At 43.9% G+C, this 14,671-nt stretch carries 17 protein-coding genes; 4 read left to right on the top strand and 13 right to left on the bottom strand.

Annotation, left to right across the window (positions count from 1 at the left end):
• The first annotated feature begins 41 nt into the window (after positions 1-41).
• Both FN124_RS30050 and FN124_RS30045 read left to right on the top strand, forming a co-directional pair.
• On the top strand, positions 42-1,661 hold the full coding sequence (locus FN124_RS30050) for a M28 family metallopeptidase (RefSeq protein WP_260607626.1): 1,620 nt from the start codon (positions 42-44) through the stop codon (positions 1,659-1,661).
• 8 nt (positions 1,662-1,669) lie between these two features.
• Entirely contained in the window at positions 1,670-2,452 is a 783-nt protein-coding gene (locus tag FN124_RS30045) for a M90 family metallopeptidase (RefSeq protein ID WP_142688507.1), read from the top strand.
• 86 nt (positions 2,453-2,538) lie between these two features.
• Here the strand turns inward: FN124_RS30045 and FN124_RS30040 are convergent, their stop codons facing one another.
• From FN124_RS30040 to FN124_RS30025, 4 genes are all read right to left on the bottom strand, one after another.
• Entirely contained in the window at positions 2,539-3,039 is a 501-nt protein-coding gene (locus FN124_RS30040; RefSeq protein WP_142688506.1) for a hypothetical protein, read from the bottom strand.
• Positions 3,040-3,048: 9 nt separating this feature from the next.
• A complete protein-coding gene (locus tag FN124_RS30035) occupies positions 3,049-4,053 on the bottom strand; it encodes an RHS repeat-associated core domain-containing protein (protein WP_260607628.1) in 1,005 nt (334 codons plus the stop codon).
• An 857-nt stretch (positions 4,054-4,910) separates the two neighbouring features.
• A complete protein-coding gene (locus FN124_RS30030; protein WP_142688504.1) occupies positions 4,911-5,273 on the bottom strand; it encodes a CHC2 zinc finger domain-containing protein in 363 nt (120 codons plus the stop codon).
• The gene (locus FN124_RS30025; protein ID WP_142688503.1) at positions 5,254-5,541 is read right to left on the bottom strand and encodes a SymE family type I addiction module toxin; all 288 of its coding nucleotides are present in this window, start codon (positions 5,539-5,541) and stop codon (positions 5,254-5,256) included. Before FN124_RS30025 ends, FN124_RS30030 begins: the two co-directional genes overlap by 20 nt.
• A gap of 87 nt (positions 5,542-5,628) precedes the next feature.
• Here FN124_RS30025 and FN124_RS31870 point away from each other — a divergent pair, with 87 nt between their 5' ends.
• The gene (locus FN124_RS31870) at positions 5,629-5,949 is read left to right on the top strand and encodes a helix-turn-helix domain-containing protein (protein ID WP_221887971.1); all 321 of its coding nucleotides are present in this window, start codon (positions 5,629-5,631) and stop codon (positions 5,947-5,949) included.
• A gap of 60 nt (positions 5,950-6,009) precedes the next feature.
• Here FN124_RS31870 and FN124_RS30015 read toward each other — a convergent pair whose 3' ends face one another.
• The 7 genes from FN124_RS30015 to FN124_RS29985 form a co-directional block, all read right to left on the bottom strand.
• Entirely contained in the window at positions 6,010-6,408 is a 399-nt protein-coding gene (locus tag FN124_RS30015) for a hypothetical protein (RefSeq protein ID WP_142688502.1), read from the bottom strand.
• 17 nt (positions 6,409-6,425) lie between these two features.
• Positions 6,426-7,460: an RHS repeat-associated core domain-containing protein gene (locus FN124_RS30010; RefSeq protein ID WP_260607624.1), complete on the bottom strand. Its 1,035-nt coding sequence runs from the start codon at positions 7,458-7,460 to the stop codon at positions 6,426-6,428.
• A gap of 689 nt (positions 7,461-8,149) precedes the next feature.
• A complete protein-coding gene (locus FN124_RS30005; protein WP_142688501.1) occupies positions 8,150-9,007 on the bottom strand; it encodes a tyrosine-type recombinase/integrase in 858 nt (285 codons plus the stop codon).
• Positions 9,004-9,903: a tyrosine-type recombinase/integrase gene (locus tag FN124_RS30000; protein ID WP_142688500.1), complete on the bottom strand. Its 900-nt coding sequence runs from the start codon at positions 9,901-9,903 to the stop codon at positions 9,004-9,006. Before FN124_RS30000 ends, FN124_RS30005 begins: the two co-directional genes overlap by 4 nt.
• Before the next feature lie 143 nt (positions 9,904-10,046).
• Entirely contained in the window at positions 10,047-11,372 is a 1,326-nt protein-coding gene (locus FN124_RS29995; protein WP_142688499.1) for an MTBMA_p00010-related P-loop-containing protein, read from the bottom strand.
• Between the two features lie 26 nt (positions 11,373-11,398).
• Positions 11,399-12,727 (bottom strand): CHC2 zinc finger domain-containing protein, encoded by a 1,329-nt coding sequence (locus tag FN124_RS29990; RefSeq protein ID WP_142688498.1) that lies wholly within the window; start codon positions 12,725-12,727, stop codon positions 11,399-11,401.
• Positions 12,708-12,926 carry a SymE family type I addiction module toxin gene (locus tag FN124_RS29985; protein WP_142688497.1) on the bottom strand — a complete coding sequence of 73 codons (219 nt, stop codon included), beginning with the start codon at positions 12,924-12,926 and terminating at the stop codon, positions 12,708-12,710. The genes FN124_RS29990 and FN124_RS29985 overlap by 20 nt, the downstream gene beginning before the upstream one ends.
• Positions 12,927-13,071: 145 nt before the next feature.
• On the opposite strand from FN124_RS29985, the gene FN124_RS29980 reads away from it, so the two are divergent.
• Positions 13,072-13,407, top strand: a complete 336-nt coding sequence (locus FN124_RS29980; protein ID WP_142688496.1) for a helix-turn-helix domain-containing protein — start codon at positions 13,072-13,074, stop codon at positions 13,405-13,407.
• A gap of 88 nt (positions 13,408-13,495) precedes the next feature.
• On the opposite strand, the gene FN124_RS29975 is transcribed toward FN124_RS29980, so the two are convergent.
• Together FN124_RS29975 and FN124_RS29970 are read right to left on the bottom strand one after the other, a co-directional pair.
• Entirely contained in the window at positions 13,496-13,747 is a 252-nt protein-coding gene (locus FN124_RS29975) for a hypothetical protein (RefSeq protein ID WP_142688495.1), read from the bottom strand.
• Positions 13,748-13,749: 2 nt separating this feature from the next.
• Positions 13,750-14,671: type II toxin-antitoxin system death-on-curing family toxin (locus FN124_RS29970; protein ID WP_142688494.1), on the bottom strand; the 922-nt coding region annotated here is incomplete at its 5' end.

Here is a 14,671-nt window from a genome sequence, read left to right as displayed (position 1 = left end):
TTAAGTCCGCTAATTTTTGCCCTGAATAAACCATAAAAACATTGAAAGCATCCATTATACTGGCTATAGCGGCGCTGTTACCGCTTACCCGGCTCATGGCGCAGGATTCAACAGCCATCAAAGCCATTAACCCGGCCGATTTTGCCCGGCATATCAGCGTACTTGCCTCCGATGCCTTTGAGGGCCGCAAACCTTTTACACGCGGGGAAGACAGCTCCATTCAATACCTTGCTGCACAATTTAAGCAGCTGGGACTAAAGCCTGGCAACGGCAACAGCTATTTCCAGGAGGTCCCGATGGTATCCATCAGTTCCAAACCCTCCGGCAACCTGGTGATAAAAGGCCCTAATGGTGAATTGTCGTTACAATACCTGGAAGATTTTGTAGCAGCCACCCGCCGGGTACAGGAACAGGTAACCATTCCCACGAGTGAACTGGTATTTGCCGGTTACGGTATTGTAGCACCCGAATACAACTGGAACGATTATAAAGGACTGGATGTAAAAGGGAAAACAGTGATAGTGATGATCAACGATCCCGGCTTTGCAGACAGCACCCTGTTCAAAGGCCGAGTGATGACCTACTATGGGCGCTGGACCTATAAATTTGAAGAGGCATCGCGACAGGGCGCTACCGGCGTGATCATCATTCATGAAACGGCTGCAGCCAGTTATCCGTGGAAGGTGGTACGCAGCGGCTGGTCCAATTCCAAGCTGCATCTACAAACCGCCAATAACAACATGCATCGTACCGCGCTGGAAGGCTGGATCACGCTGGATGCGGCAAAGAAGATATTCCAACTGGCCGGCGTATCGCCCGCTATTATGCAGCAAGCCAGGACGAAAGGTTTCAAGCCGGTGGATCTTCATTTAAATACGTCTCTTGTTATAAATAATACCATCAAAAAATCCACCTCGCATAATGTGCTGGCTATTTTACCCGGCGCCAAACGCCCGCAGGAATGTGTAGTATATTCCGCTCACTGGGATCATTTTGGGATAGGCGAGCCCATTAAAGGCGACTCCATTTACAATGGCGCCGTAGACAACGCCACCGGCACCGCGGGACTGCTGGAACTGGCCACAGCCTTTACCAGGCTGCCGCAGGCGCCGGCCCGTTCCATCCTGTTCCTTTCGGTTACCGGGGAAGAACAGGGATTGCTGGGCTCGGAATATTATGCCGGGCACCCGGTATTCCCGATGGAGAAAACCGTTGCCGACGTTAACCTTGATGTACTCAATACGTTTGGCCGTACCCGTGATATCACGGTAATAGGATATGGACAATCGGAGCTCGATGAATATGCCCGGCGCGCTGCCCAAAAGCAAGGGCGGATCACTGTTCCGGAAGCCAATCCTGAAGGCGGATGGTTTTTCCGTTCCGACCATTTCAACTTCGCCAAGAAAGGCGTACCGGGGTTATATATCGGCCCAGGCAACGATGCATTAGGACACGAACCCAGCTGGGGGAAAGAGCAAACCGCAGCGTATAACCGTTTGCGTTACCACTCCCCTGCCGATGAATTTGACGCCAATACCTGGAACATGGACGGCATGGTAGAAGACATCCGCCTCCTGTTCGACGTTGGCTACCAGCTCAGCAATGAAAGCAGTTTCCCTGCATGGAAGAAAGGATCAGAGTTTAAAGCATACAGAAAATAACTACAGATATGGTTTTATTTGGATTAATAATGATAGGGCTTATCCTGTTCCTGTACTTTCAGAATATGTACAGTCGCCGGAAAGGGAAGAAAACGGCCGTACCCGATGGGTACCAGTCGTTGTTAGAAGAACATGTACGCTATTACCAGCAACTGCAACCTGCCGACAAAACACGTTTTGAAGCCATGGTGCGACGCTTCCTCAAACGCACCAGCATAGAAGGCGTAGGCACCGAAGTAGAACCGCTGGATCGTGTGCTGGTAGCTGCCAGTGGCATCATACCTATTTTTGGGTTCAAAGACTGGGAATATTTTAATCTTACCAACGTGATCCTTTACCCTGATACCTTTGACGAAAGCTACCAGTATGAGGGCAATCGCCGTAACATTCTCGGCATGGTAGGCTCCGGCGCCCTGAACGGGCAAATGATCCTTTCCCGCTCCGCCCTGCGGGAAGGCTTCTCCAATGTAACCGATAAAAACAATACCGCCATACATGAATTTGTTCATCTGCTGGATAAAACCGATGGCTCCATAGATGGCTTCCCCAGTAAATTGCTGGATCATAGCTATAGCATTCCGTGGATGAAGCTGGTGCATCAAACCATTCAGCAGATATCGGAAGGGCATACAGATATAAATCCTTATGGAGCGATGAATGAAGCGGAGTTTTTTGCCGTGATATCCGAGTACTTTTTTGAGCGGCCAGATTTGCTGGCGGAGAAGCACCCGGAGTTGTATGGGATGTTAGCGAAGATGTTCAGGCAGGACCCGGCGGGGAAAAATAATTAAGAAAATATTTAAATATTATAACAACAAGTGCTCTGCAGATTGCAGGGCACTTGTTTGTTATATCTTAAACAGTCCATGCCCTCCCACTATTGATCGTAATAGTGTGATGCCTCATTAATATCCTGGGATAAGAGAGGAGATACGGACCATACCGCTTCATTGTTAGTATTATAGTATTCTAAGTTTAATAATTTATCTACATACTTAATAGTCAATACTCCCTTCCCTCTTTTTCCTTTCAACTTATAAGGCAATGAGCCTATTGTAACTGGAAGAACTTTAATTGTATCTCTAATAAGGACAGAGGAGTCTTCCCCGTTATAATTATAATCTACGACATACTTTTCAGCTACATGATAAAGAACATCTTCTTCTTTATCAAAGGATATGATGTAGCCAGGTCTTTTTTTCCTGTCTGAAAAAAAATTATTCCCTTCGATATTCTTTGAGGGAAAGAAAAATTTCTGCCTATTCAAGAAAAGTAAATACCCGCTCCTTGAATTATATACTCTATCCTTATTAACTACAAATTTATAGTTACAGGAACTGATAACCAGCAAAAGCAGTATAGATATAAACTTGTTCATACTTGATAGTTATTGACCTTTTAGTTTTCCATTTTGATCCAAATCAACAACCACATTCGAAATAAAATTATCGCTTTTCTTTACTTTACTTAACTCCAGGATTTGGCTTCCAATATTATTGTAATGTGTTTGACTAAATCCAGCGTCTTTTAAACCATAAGCCTCTCCCATTATGTCATTTTTATAATTCGCCGGTGTTTCTTTCAATCCATTCTTGCCTTTATACCTATCGCTTAAGCCGTATTGATGAAGTGTTTCATGAATAGCTGTCAGGGCTGATGAGTAATAAACAGAAGTACTTTGCAGTTCAGATTTACGTGAAGTAAGAAACGTTTTATTCACCGGAACATGTATTCCATTCCTAAATTCAGTTTCTTGCTTTACATTATTCTCAGGCCTTCCATCCGGCCCAACAACTGAAACATTGCTCGCACCTTCTCTCCCTGGATCTAAAAAAAGCATATTCTCCGCTGCCACTCCACTTCCAGCTTCCTCTATTCTTCTCTGATCCTCGGGTGTACCTTCCACAAAATCCATATTAATGCTAATACTCCAAGTATTTCCCTCATCATCTTTATATTCTCCACCAAGTCCGGCATATTTTTTTGCAGCTTCTGAATAAGACGCAGCTTTATCTTTTGCACCATTGCCAAAGACATAAATAGTGGAAGACAGAACTATTCGATGATTTTCGCGATCAATACTTACTCCAACATCTTTACCATCCGGATCAACAAATAATATCGGATTATTTAATGCATAATTGTACGGAGTTACCAAAGAATAAGTCTCAGATTTAGGATCTATAACATGCCACCTTCCTATCTGCGCATCATACATTCTTGCTCCATAGTCGTACCACTCTAACCCTGATCCATCTCCGAACTCTTTGGATTGTAGCTCTTTTCCATTATACTTCTTTCTATTCTCCGGATAATTACTTCCTTTCAGCGCATTTGAAGATATCCCACTCATGGTGAGTCCAAACGGATAATAATGCGTCTCCTCCAACACCGGTCTCAAAGAACTTCTACCACTAAAAATAACGGATTTTATTTTTTCATATGAAAGAAAAAAATCTGATCGGTCATAAAACGCGGTCACCGTCTGGGGATAGATGATGTGTTACTGCTGCTGATTTTATATTCTCATGTTGATCATAGATTTATCGCCCAGCCTATATTCTGCCGCTGATCACATCATCCATCCCCGGACGGAAGCGCGATAGTACAAGAGCTGATCAAGGTACTGACGCTGGTGTTCGCGCCGTTTATTCTCCCGTCGCCGGGTCAGCGGTATAACGCTGATGGCTATATCCTGTCGCCCCAACAAAACGTCTTCCGCCCCACACCGCCATTCCCCCCTGGCCGCTGCGGCGGTAGCCAGAGCGCAGGCCCTGGAGCGCAGCGGAAGGGCCTAGCGAGGGCGAGCCGCAGCAGGCCGCGCCTTCGTCCTTTATCTCGCCGGGAGCGCCAGCGGACGGCAAAATCAAAAATGGAAGGCCAGGGGGGGATAGCGGGGGGCGGACAAAAATGGACAGCGAAGGGATGGCGGGCATTAAGGCCACCATGATTAAAAACAGCCCTTAGCCAGACCGGGAGCTGGACGAACGGAGGGCGAGGGAGCGCAAAAAGCGTGACAGGCCGCAGCGCAGCCCCTGAAGCGCAGCGGAAGGGCTGGGCGTAGGACTGGCGCGCTTTTTGCCGACTAAGCCCGCAGTGAGACCGCTTTCCCTTCTGGCATAAAGGCTTTATACTAACTGGAAGGGATATGTTATTTTAGAGTGGAGCAGCACTATTTTAACGGATGATACTGTCGCAGGGCATTTTGAAGATCATCCATGTTACTGAGTTTATAACGCTGCGTACTGCTCACATACCGATGACCAGCCATATACTGCACCTGTCGCAGATTATACTGCTCGGTGGCGAGGTTTCAGATACTTGCTTTTGAGGTATGGCATTACCTGCGCCCAGCAGTGATTTAGCTTTCATAATAGCTTCATGTGTACTACACTTTTCTATCAGCTGTATAAATTTTATCACGTCACCAGTACCAGCGTTGCAGTTACTACTAAAGCAATGATAGGTATCTGTTTTAGGGTAAAGCTGGAAAGAAGGTGCTTTATCAGGATGGAACGGACACAAGACCCGCTGATGTTTATCAGGCTGTAAACCATAATGGCTAATCACTTCGCCGATAGATAATTGCTGCTTAATGTCCTTTATCTCCATGACCAGACTTTCTTTTTATCGTCAGCGTTTCTTCTCCTACTGTAATTTCTACCTGATTCCCTACATTAAAACCTGCTTTCTCTAACCATAGCCCGCTTACATTCAGCCAGGCTACATAACGACCGCCGGGATTATAACAGTCTTTTAACTCCTGATACTTGCCATGCAGTTTTACTAATCTGGTATTTTTTTGCCATGTGGAAAAATATTTGATTGTGTAACATCTGGCAAAAATGTAGAACTTGTTTCTTATTCCAATAAGTAACATCTTCTTTTTTTGTGTACTTTCTTTAACTACCTTTGCAAGAACCTGTTATAATTCCTAATCTTTAGTGTAACATGCTTAACATCGTAGATAAAATTACAGAGTTGCGGAAGCATAAAAGCTGGTCACAAGCCGATCTGGCAAAAGCCGTGGAAGCCGCGAGATATTATTGGCAAGTATGAACGCAACGAGAACAGCCCCTCTATTGAGATGGCGGCTAAAATCGCCAGGGCTTTTGATGTTACCGTTGACTATCTGATCGGGGAAGGTAAACACGCCTCTTATGACAAAGAGACGATTAAACGCATTGAAGAGATTGAAGCCATTGACCCTAACACTAAAACGATTCTTTTTAATATCATTGATACCTACTTACGCGATTACAAAGCACGTAAAGCATATAAATTATAAAGCCGCAAGTGCTGAACACCTGCGGCTTTATAAATAATCTTATAGCAAAAGAATATGGCCCTATCTATACAATGACCAATCTATTCTACTCATTAGATAAAACATAAAAATCAAATTCGCAAAAATTAAAAATACTAGCGACCAAACAATTAATCCTCCTATAAGCTGCTGTCTTCTAGATTGCTTATCCAATTCTTTAATATACAACTTCCATTTATCATTATGTAAAAATAGCATGTAGTTAAGCCCTAGTAAAACAAGGATCAAAGGAATATTGAAAAAAATTTTAAAAATATCAATCCTATACATAATTAATAAATACCCTTCCAAAGACATTAAAAACATCAACTCTATAATACTCAGATAAAATGCCGCTTTCCACTCACTCCACCAAGGGGACGGAACTTTTTCAGCGAACCTATACATCTTATAAAAAAAATATTTATATCCGTTCTTCATACTAAAATATTATTCATTTACTGTTTCATTGCACCAAACGGGGCTGTTATAAATCCATCACCCAAAATTTGCTGGTTCGCATTCTGCAATTGCTCGTAATCATTAGCATAACCAGGCCAACCTCCAGGATAAAATGCGTCTACACCAAAATAAACACCTGCTGCCAAAGGGTTATATTGTAAACCATAAAGACCCATACCTAAATTCAAGCCTGCCTTGGCAGGATGTGTTGAGTTAGGATCATCTGGTCCCTTTTCATAGTAATTTTTTACAGCCACGGCATCCATTGCGGTTCCTATACCTAAACTAACTATTCCTCCTGCCTTTGCCCACCTAGCTACCTTATAGGTTCTAATACCTGCTTTACTACCTCCTATCCAACCACTGTTATAATATTTAGGGCTAAATTGCCTTTGAACTCCATTAGTAATTCTAAATGTACCTGGTAGCGTTTCCAATACAGAAGTGGTGTTTCCATATGCATAATTACCTCTGCCACCCCATGTATACCAACTTGAATTTGAAGAAGAAGCCGTAGTGCTTGTTGTATTACTACTTGACTGATCTGATCCGGAGTTAGGTGTAATCGTTACAGGACTTAATCCAATCTCATCATTTTTGGTGTCAAAATTAGGCCAGCTAACCTGATTGACAGGCACCGTAGAATCACCATTAATATCAATGTATAAAAAAGGATTATTATTAGCATAATGATAAGGAGAAAAATCTTCCGCTAGCCTTGCATATCTATCAATCTTACCAAATCTCCCTATCTGCGCGTCATACATCCTCGCCCCGTAATCATACCACTCCAACCCACTTCCATCTCCAAACTCTTTCGACTGCAGCTCCTTCCCATTATACTTCAACCTATTCTCCGCATAACTCGCTCCCTTCAACGCATTCGCACTAATCCCCGCCATTGTCAACCCAAACGGATAATAATGCGTCTCCTCCAACACCGGTCTCAAAGAACTTCTACCACTAAAAATAACGGATTTTATTTTTTCATATGAAAGAAAAAAATCTGATCGGTCATAAAACGCGGTCACCGTCTGGGGATAGATGATGTGTTACTGCTGCTGATTTTATATTCTCATGTTGATCATAGATTTATCGCCCAGCCTATATTCTGCCGCTGATCACATCATCCATCCCCGGACGGAAGCGCGATAGTACAAGAGCTGATCAAGGTACTGACGCTGGTGTTCGCGCCGTTTATTCTCCCGTCGCCGGGTCAGCGGTATAACGCTGATGGCTATATTCTGTCGCCCTAACAAAACGTCTTCCGCCCCACACCGCCATTCCCCCCTGGCCGCTGCGGCGGCAGCCAGAGCGCAGGCCCTGAAGCGCAGCGGAAGGGCCCAGCGAGGGCGAGCCGCAGCAGGCCGCGCCTTCGTCCTTTATCTCGCCGGGAGCGCCAGCGGACGGCAAAATCAAAAATGGAAGGCCAGGGGGGAGAGCGGGGGGCGGACAAAAATGGACAGCGAAGGGATGGCGGGCATTAAGGCAACCACGATTAAAAACAGCCCTTAGCCAGACCGGGAGCTAGACGAACGGAGGGCGCAGGAGCGCAAAAAGCGTGACAGGCCGCAGCGCAGCCCCTGAAGCGCAGCGGAAGGGCTGGGCGTAGGACTGGCGCGCCTTTTTGCCGACCAAGCCCGCAGTGAGACCGCTTTTCCTTCAACATAAAGGCTTTATAATAACGGGTAGGGATATATCATTTTAGATAGAACCCGCACTATTTCAACGGATGGTACCGTTGCAAGGCATTTTGAAGATCATCCATGTTGCTGAGTTTATAACGCTGCGTACTACTCACATACCGGTGACCAGCCATATACTGCACCTGTCGCAGGTTGTATTGTTTTAACCAATTTGTTATTACACTGCTCCTGATCTGCTTTGCATCGATCACTTTAGCATTAAGCTGCCGTAACTGCCGCATCATACCACCCACCTGATTTACGATGTTATTAGCACTCGCTTTGCGTTTCTTATTTTCCTGTAGCAACGGACCGGTTTTAAACTTATTAGCTTTTATATAGGCTTGTAGTTCCAGCACCTGCGTAGCTTCCAGCCTTAGCCACCTTTCATTACTATGACTGCTGCCACTAATAAAAACCTTACCTTCCTTTAGGTAAATATCCGTTACATATAGCCGTTTCAGTTCCTCCACCGTTACTCCCTGATGGATTATCAGACCTAACATAATTTTCTTTGAGGCATCTACCAGTAATTGCAACCTGTAACATTCATATAGATGGATCATTTCATCATGGCTTAACAGGCTATTAGGCAACCGCCGGATAATGCCTTTCATAAACAAGCCTGTAGCGGGGTTATCGGTACGTTTACTTTCCGCCACCAGGTAATTAAAGTAATGTCGCACCGGGCATAAGATAGCATTTATCAGGGCTTTACTTTTATTCATGGATTGCAGATGACGGATAAAATCCAGCAGTTCCGTATAACTGATAACATCAGCTGATAACTGCTCCTGTTGTAACCACTCTGTAAGGTAGGCCAGGTACTTGTTGTAAGTGCTGATGGTAGAGCCACTGTGCCCCTTCTGCTTTAGATAATCAGTGAACATCATAGCATATCATTTACAAGGTGAGTATAAATCTGTGTGCTGTCTAATACCTCATGTCCTAAAAAATCCTGTATCTGTTCAAGGCTCATACCTGATTGTAACAAGTGGGTGGCTATGCTGTGCCGCAGCGTATGTGTGCCTATATTTTTGATTAATCCGGCCTTTTTAGCCAGTCCCTTAATACGTACATATAAACTCTGCTTCGTGAGCCCTCTGCCCTTATTTGCGCCTATAAACAGCATTTGTGAAGATGTTTGCAACAACTGAGGGCGGCCATGTTCTATGTATAACCGCAACTGTTCGTAACTGCCACCAGCCATAGGTACATACCTTTCCTTGTACCCCTTACCTTTACGTACATACAATAACCGACGATCTGTAACAACATCGCCTACCTCAAGACCGGCTCCCTCATTCAGTCGCAGCCCACAACCATAGAACACCGCCAGTATAGCTTGGTCACGCAGACCTAACACACTATCATCTGTAGCCTCATATAGTTGCTGGATTTCCTGCACGGTTAACCATACAGGTTTATTTCTGCTATCCTCCAACCATTCCAGATTAAAGCCTATCCCGCTTTTACTGGTTTCACGCAGGTAACGGCTAAACAGTTGTAAAGCCTGCACGTACTTATTAATATGTCCTGCACTATATCCACGGCCAGTACGGATACCGGTTTGCATTTTCAGATGATCTATATAACTGCTGGCATCGGCTGCCGTTAGCTGCTGCAGCCCCATCTTACCGCGCTGCTCCTGATAATACAGGAACCCACCTACATAACGCGGCAGGTTATATACGCTACACTCCGCATAATTAACCGTTTCAAGCCACTGCTTAAAGCCTGCACATAGTAATACATGCTCATTACTGTGCAGTACGTACACTGTTTCCATAAACAATAAATTTTAATAATAAGAGAGGGACTAAACGGAGTAAAAGAGAAGATAAAAAAATTACTACTATAGTCTTTTTCACTGTCGCAGTTGTCGCAGTAACTTAAAACCTTTACTGTGGCACCTCTTACTGCGACAGTAACTCACTGTCGCGGCACTGTCGCAGTAGGCGTAGTAGATTGTAATCCGGAGAGTATGGCCTGTAATTGATCATCTATAAGGCGGGTAAGCTCCTTATATTCATTACCGTCTAAGATAACATATTCAAAACCCTGACGATGCTTATAACCGCTTACCTGACGGATATAACCGTATTGATGTAATTCCCTGATGTAACGCTGTACGGTACGGGGCTGTAGCCTGAACTGCTTCCTTATCTGCTGTGGAGTAAAACTATCCTCCCCATTATTATGCAGGTAATCTCTCAGCTGTTCTAAAAAGATCCTCGTAGCCCTTGCCAGTTCATCACCCTTACTAAACATCACCTCCTTTAACAACTCAAACGCAGCAGCAATATCATCCGGCGTAGTTTCAATATAGGACTGCCCGTTACTATCCCGCTTTACTTCCCGCTGATACTGATGATAAAAGGTGATCGTTTCTATAAACGATAATAACAGCGTCATGGTTCTACGCGGCTTAAAAATTTGCTCCGGTAGATGGATACAGCCTGCATAGGGATTCACCACCCGTACCGGTTGCAGCACCTGCTGTACATTCCTAAAAAGCTGTTTAATGCCCTGTTCCTGGCTGTAGTTAACTGCTCCCGCACTCTGGCGGGTCTGGTATTCCATGATACGCCGGTCCTGTTCTTTACTGGCATCCACATACAGCAGCAGGCAACGGTTGGCATTATCTTCGTATAGCTTTTCCCGTGTGGTACAACCGCTCACACTTACCGGGCCCTCTACCATAACAGTAACCGTTTTCAGGTTGCCTTTATTGTCTTTTAGGGTAACCGTTTTAGTGATACGTTTTTTACTTTGCAGTTCCCGCAAGGGATACAGGGAAGTTTCCGCTCCGTCCAGATCCTCGATCAGTAGCAGCTTATGTTTTAGCTCGTCCTGCTTAAAGTAATAAAACGCATTTTCTGTTATCTGTGTAATCTCTATTTTATCTCCTGCAGGGATCAGGTCTGATACCCGTTCCTGCAGATAGGTTTTACCGCTGCCACTGCTGCCTAAAAACATAATATGCAGCGGAGTGTGTTGTTTACGGCTACTGTACACCAGGTAAGCAATCATCCGGTTTACTTCTTCCCCTACAAGGCCCGACCTGCCTATATCTTCGCTGGTACGCTTTAATAGATCAGGCGCTTTCAGGTAATTAATAGCTGCTTCCCGTTGTGCTGGTGATAACTCCGGTTTAGCTGCTGATTTAGGTTGCATACTTTCCATACGTTGCACCCGGTAACCTTCCAGCGCATTTGTTAGCTGCGCAATAATGGCTGTAACTACCTGCTGGCTCATATCATAGGAGGCTGATACCTGGCTGATTACCCTTGTGTATGGCTATGGTTATAAAGGTCCAGATGATGACGCAGCGGCAATAACTGTTTTTGCTTATGCTCTATTTTCAGTGTTACCCGCAACCGGTCTAAACCGGTTATTTTGATGCCTCCTAAAACAGTAATAAGCAATACACCACCATCATAAATTAACAACTCCGGATTAACCGTATTCAGCCTGGCATCACTCTCCACCAATACAGGTGTAGTAAGGTTTTCAGTAGGCACGGTTTCTGGGGCAGTATAAAAAGACACGGGCTGCCTGCCTTCGATCAGCTCCACCAGGACACGGCTATCATCATGGGATTGTAGTACGCTGTTTATATCTTCCCCATCAGGAAGCTGTATGGTAGTGATCTTTACACGGGGCAGCAACTGCAACAACGTATTACTATGCTTTACGGTAGCGGCTTTTCCTGCATCATCACCATCCAGCATAAAGATAATTTCCTGTAAACCGGTGCTGGCAATAATGGCCTGCTGATGTTCCGTAGTAAGACCATTAGTGCCATACAAGGCTAATACTTCATACGCTGTACTGATTTCCGCTTGCTGTAACAGACTGGCAGCATCTATTACACTTTCTGTAAGTATTAACCTTGTGGCACCAGGCGTAGGATAACAGGGATATAGGCCAGAACGACCGGTTAAATAAAAATGCCGCTGATCCTCATTATTACTGATACTACGGCCGTACAGGGATACTATTTTATTTTCATGATTACGTAAAGGGAAGATTACACTCTCCTTTGCCCATACGCTGTAACCATGCACCGCATTAGCTTTCAGCAACCCATACTTTACCATGCTATTAACCAGGTGATGGTTTTTACTTTCTGTATGCAAGCCTCCACTATTATAACCCATATCATGCAGCCCGTAATCTATACTGCGCCCTTGCAGGTACTGGATGGCTCTTTTACTAACGGGTAGTGCTTTCTTATAATAGCTGAACACCTTTACCATTAACGCCTCCCGCTCTAACAGATCCGCTTCATTATTTAATGATGACGGGGTTTCAGATACTTGCTTTGGAGATACGGCATTACCCACGCCCGACAAGGATTTAGCTTTCATGATGGCCTCATGTGTACTACACTTTTCCATCAGCTGTATAAACCTGATCACATCACCGGTACCAGCATTACAGTTACTGCTAAAGCAATGATAGGTGTCTGTTTTAGGGTAAAGCTGTAAAGAAGGCGTTTTATCAGGATGGAACGGACACAATACCCGCTGATGTTTATCAGGCTGTAAACCATAGTGGGCAAGCACCTGACCGATAGACAACTGCTGCTTAATGTCCTTGATTTCCATGACCAGGCTTTCTTTTTATTATCAGTGTTTCTTCTCCCACTGTAATCTCCACCTGATCCCCCACATTAAAACCTGCTTTCTCTAACCATAGCCCACTGACATTGAGCCACGCAACATAGCGCCCGCCTGGATTGCGGCATTCTTTTAATTCCTGATATTTGCCGTGTAACTTGACTAGTCGGATTTGTTTTGTTCCCATGTGGAAAAATATTTTATAGTACCAATTGGTAACAAAAGTAATGGATTGGTTTTAATTAACCAATACCTATTTATTTTGACTAGCATAAATAAGTAACTAAATTTGTTAACCCCCTGCTTTTACAGGGTATTTAAAGTACCTTTTTATGACTTTTGGTGAACACATTGCTACGCAGCGTAAGCAGCTTAAAATATCCCAGGACGAACTGGCTAAAAGAGTGGGAACTTCAGCGCCCATTATTGGACGCTATGAACGTGGTGAGATCAAGCCTTCTATTGAGATGGCTAAAAAAATTGCGGATGAACTGGGCGTTACCGTGGATTACCTGATTGGTGGCTCTACCAGCATGGTACTGGATAAAAAGCTCCTTAAAAGAATAGAAGATATTGAAGCCTTACCGGAGGAGGAAAAAGAAAAAATTTACTACTTCATTGATATGGCTATCACTTATAACAAAACTAAAAAAGCATATTCCAGATAAACAAAAAGGACTGCCCGGTATTGACGAGGCAGTCCTTTTTCTTCGACGCTTATATACAGAACTCAATAGTTCTCCTGTATTCCTTATTTTAATAATTCCCTTCTAAATACCTAGTTAATACTTTTGTTAAACCTACCACTAAATCATTTTCATCTGCCCGGATCATCTCCTTCCTCTTGATTGTTGGGAACGTAATAAAAATCGTATATCCATTTTCTAATCTTTCCCCATCAAACTTTATTACAGCAGTATCCCCATTTTTTTTAACCTGCTCAAAACAACCAATTAGTTCCTCTAGTGATGGATTCTTCTTTCCTATTATTTCTCTTATATAATTCATATTTATTTAGTTAACATTTTTACTATTTCTGAAACTTCTGTAACTACCCCTGTAGCAACTTTTGTCGATGCATCCATCATTTGCTTCTGCCCTACGACTTTTAAGTCATTTTGTTGAGCAAATAATTGGAATGCCGCTACTGCTGTTCTTTTATTACCATTGACAAACATGTGTCCAGCCGATATTGACCTAAAAATTGCAGCCCCTTGTTCTGCAGCTGTTTCATAATACATCGCGGAGTTAATTGCTGACGATGGAGTCCCATTCAACAAAACACCACCTCCATCTGTAGCTTTATTGAGCTTTACTATATCTTCTGCAAAAGTTGAAGGATTAAATGCTTCCTTAGCGCCAGCTTGCATTACTCCCTGTGTTGCACCTTGTGTCGCCTCACGAGCAATCATACCTTCTGCAAAACCAGCTATTTTACCTACCATACTTGCGGCCTTTGATATAGGTATTGCACTCAAAACACTCATGGATGCTTCCCCTGTACTCATCGCTCGGCCCGTTTGTATATCCTTACCCGTAGAAAGAGCTTGCACACCATTTACAGCAGCATAGACAGGATTTAAATTCTGATTTATCCCTGCGACTATTTCATTCGCTGTTCCTGCTATATATTGGCCTATAAATTTTAATCCTGATCCTATGCCAGTTGGAGCGGTAAGATTATATTCCCTACCGGTAACAAGACCAACCTTTTTAATAGGATCACCTGGGCCATTTGGTTCATCTCCTAAAAAGTCATTATACCTGATTGGGTTATCATAGTTGGAAGCATACGGCGACCATGCCTCCATATTCTCTATCTTCGGATCGATCTGATTCCACCTGCCAATTTGTGGATCCAGATTCCTCAACTGCGCATCATATATATCCAGATCCAGCTCACTCGTATACTCTATCCCATTATACTTCTTC

Origin of the sequence: Chitinophaga polysaccharea, from assembly GCF_902150045.1 — a bacterium.
Taxonomy (GTDB): Bacteria; Bacteroidota; Bacteroidia; order Chitinophagales; family Chitinophagaceae; genus Chitinophaga; species Chitinophaga polysaccharea_A.
This window is presented reverse-complemented; position numbering and strand designations above follow the sequence as displayed.

Bases quoted from the DNA above. Each gene is read 5' to 3' on its own strand.
- FN124_RS29975 (WP_142688495.1), bottom strand. From the start codon at position 13,747: ATGAATTATATAAGAGAAATAATAGGAAAGAAGAATCCATCACTAGAG.
- FN124_RS30045 (WP_142688507.1), top strand. From the start codon at position 1,670: ATGGTTTTATTTGGATTAATAATGATAGGGCTTATCCTGTTCCTGTAC.
- FN124_RS30000 (WP_142688500.1), bottom strand. From the start codon at position 9,903: ATGGAAACAGTGTACGTACTGCACAGTAATGAGCATGTATTACTATGT.
- FN124_RS29995 (WP_142688499.1), bottom strand. From the start codon at position 11,372: ATGAGCCAGCAGGTAGTTACAGCCATTATTGCGCAGCTAACAAATGCG.
- FN124_RS30025 (WP_142688503.1), bottom strand. From the start codon at position 5,541: ATGTTACTTATTGGAATAAGAAACAAGTTCTACATTTTTGCCAGATGT.
- FN124_RS30040 (WP_142688506.1), bottom strand. From the start codon at position 3,039: ATGAACAAGTTTATATCTATACTGCTTTTGCTGGTTATCAGTTCCTGT.
- FN124_RS30015 (WP_142688502.1), bottom strand. From the start codon at position 6,408: ATGAAGAACGGATATAAATATTTTTTTTATAAGATGTATAGGTTCGCT.
- FN124_RS29985 (WP_142688497.1), bottom strand. From the start codon at position 12,926: ATGGGAACAAAACAAATCCGACTAGTCAAGTTACACGGCAAATATCAG.
- FN124_RS30005 (WP_142688501.1), bottom strand. From the start codon at position 9,007: ATGATGTTCACTGATTATCTAAAGCAGAAGGGGCACAGTGGCTCTACC.
- FN124_RS30030 (WP_142688504.1), bottom strand. From the start codon at position 5,273: ATGGAGATAAAGGACATTAAGCAGCAATTATCTATCGGCGAAGTGATT.
- FN124_RS29990 (WP_142688498.1), bottom strand. From the start codon at position 12,727: ATGGAAATCAAGGACATTAAGCAGCAGTTGTCTATCGGTCAGGTGCTT.
- FN124_RS29980 (WP_142688496.1), top strand. From the start codon at position 13,072: ATGACTTTTGGTGAACACATTGCTACGCAGCGTAAGCAGCTTAAAATA.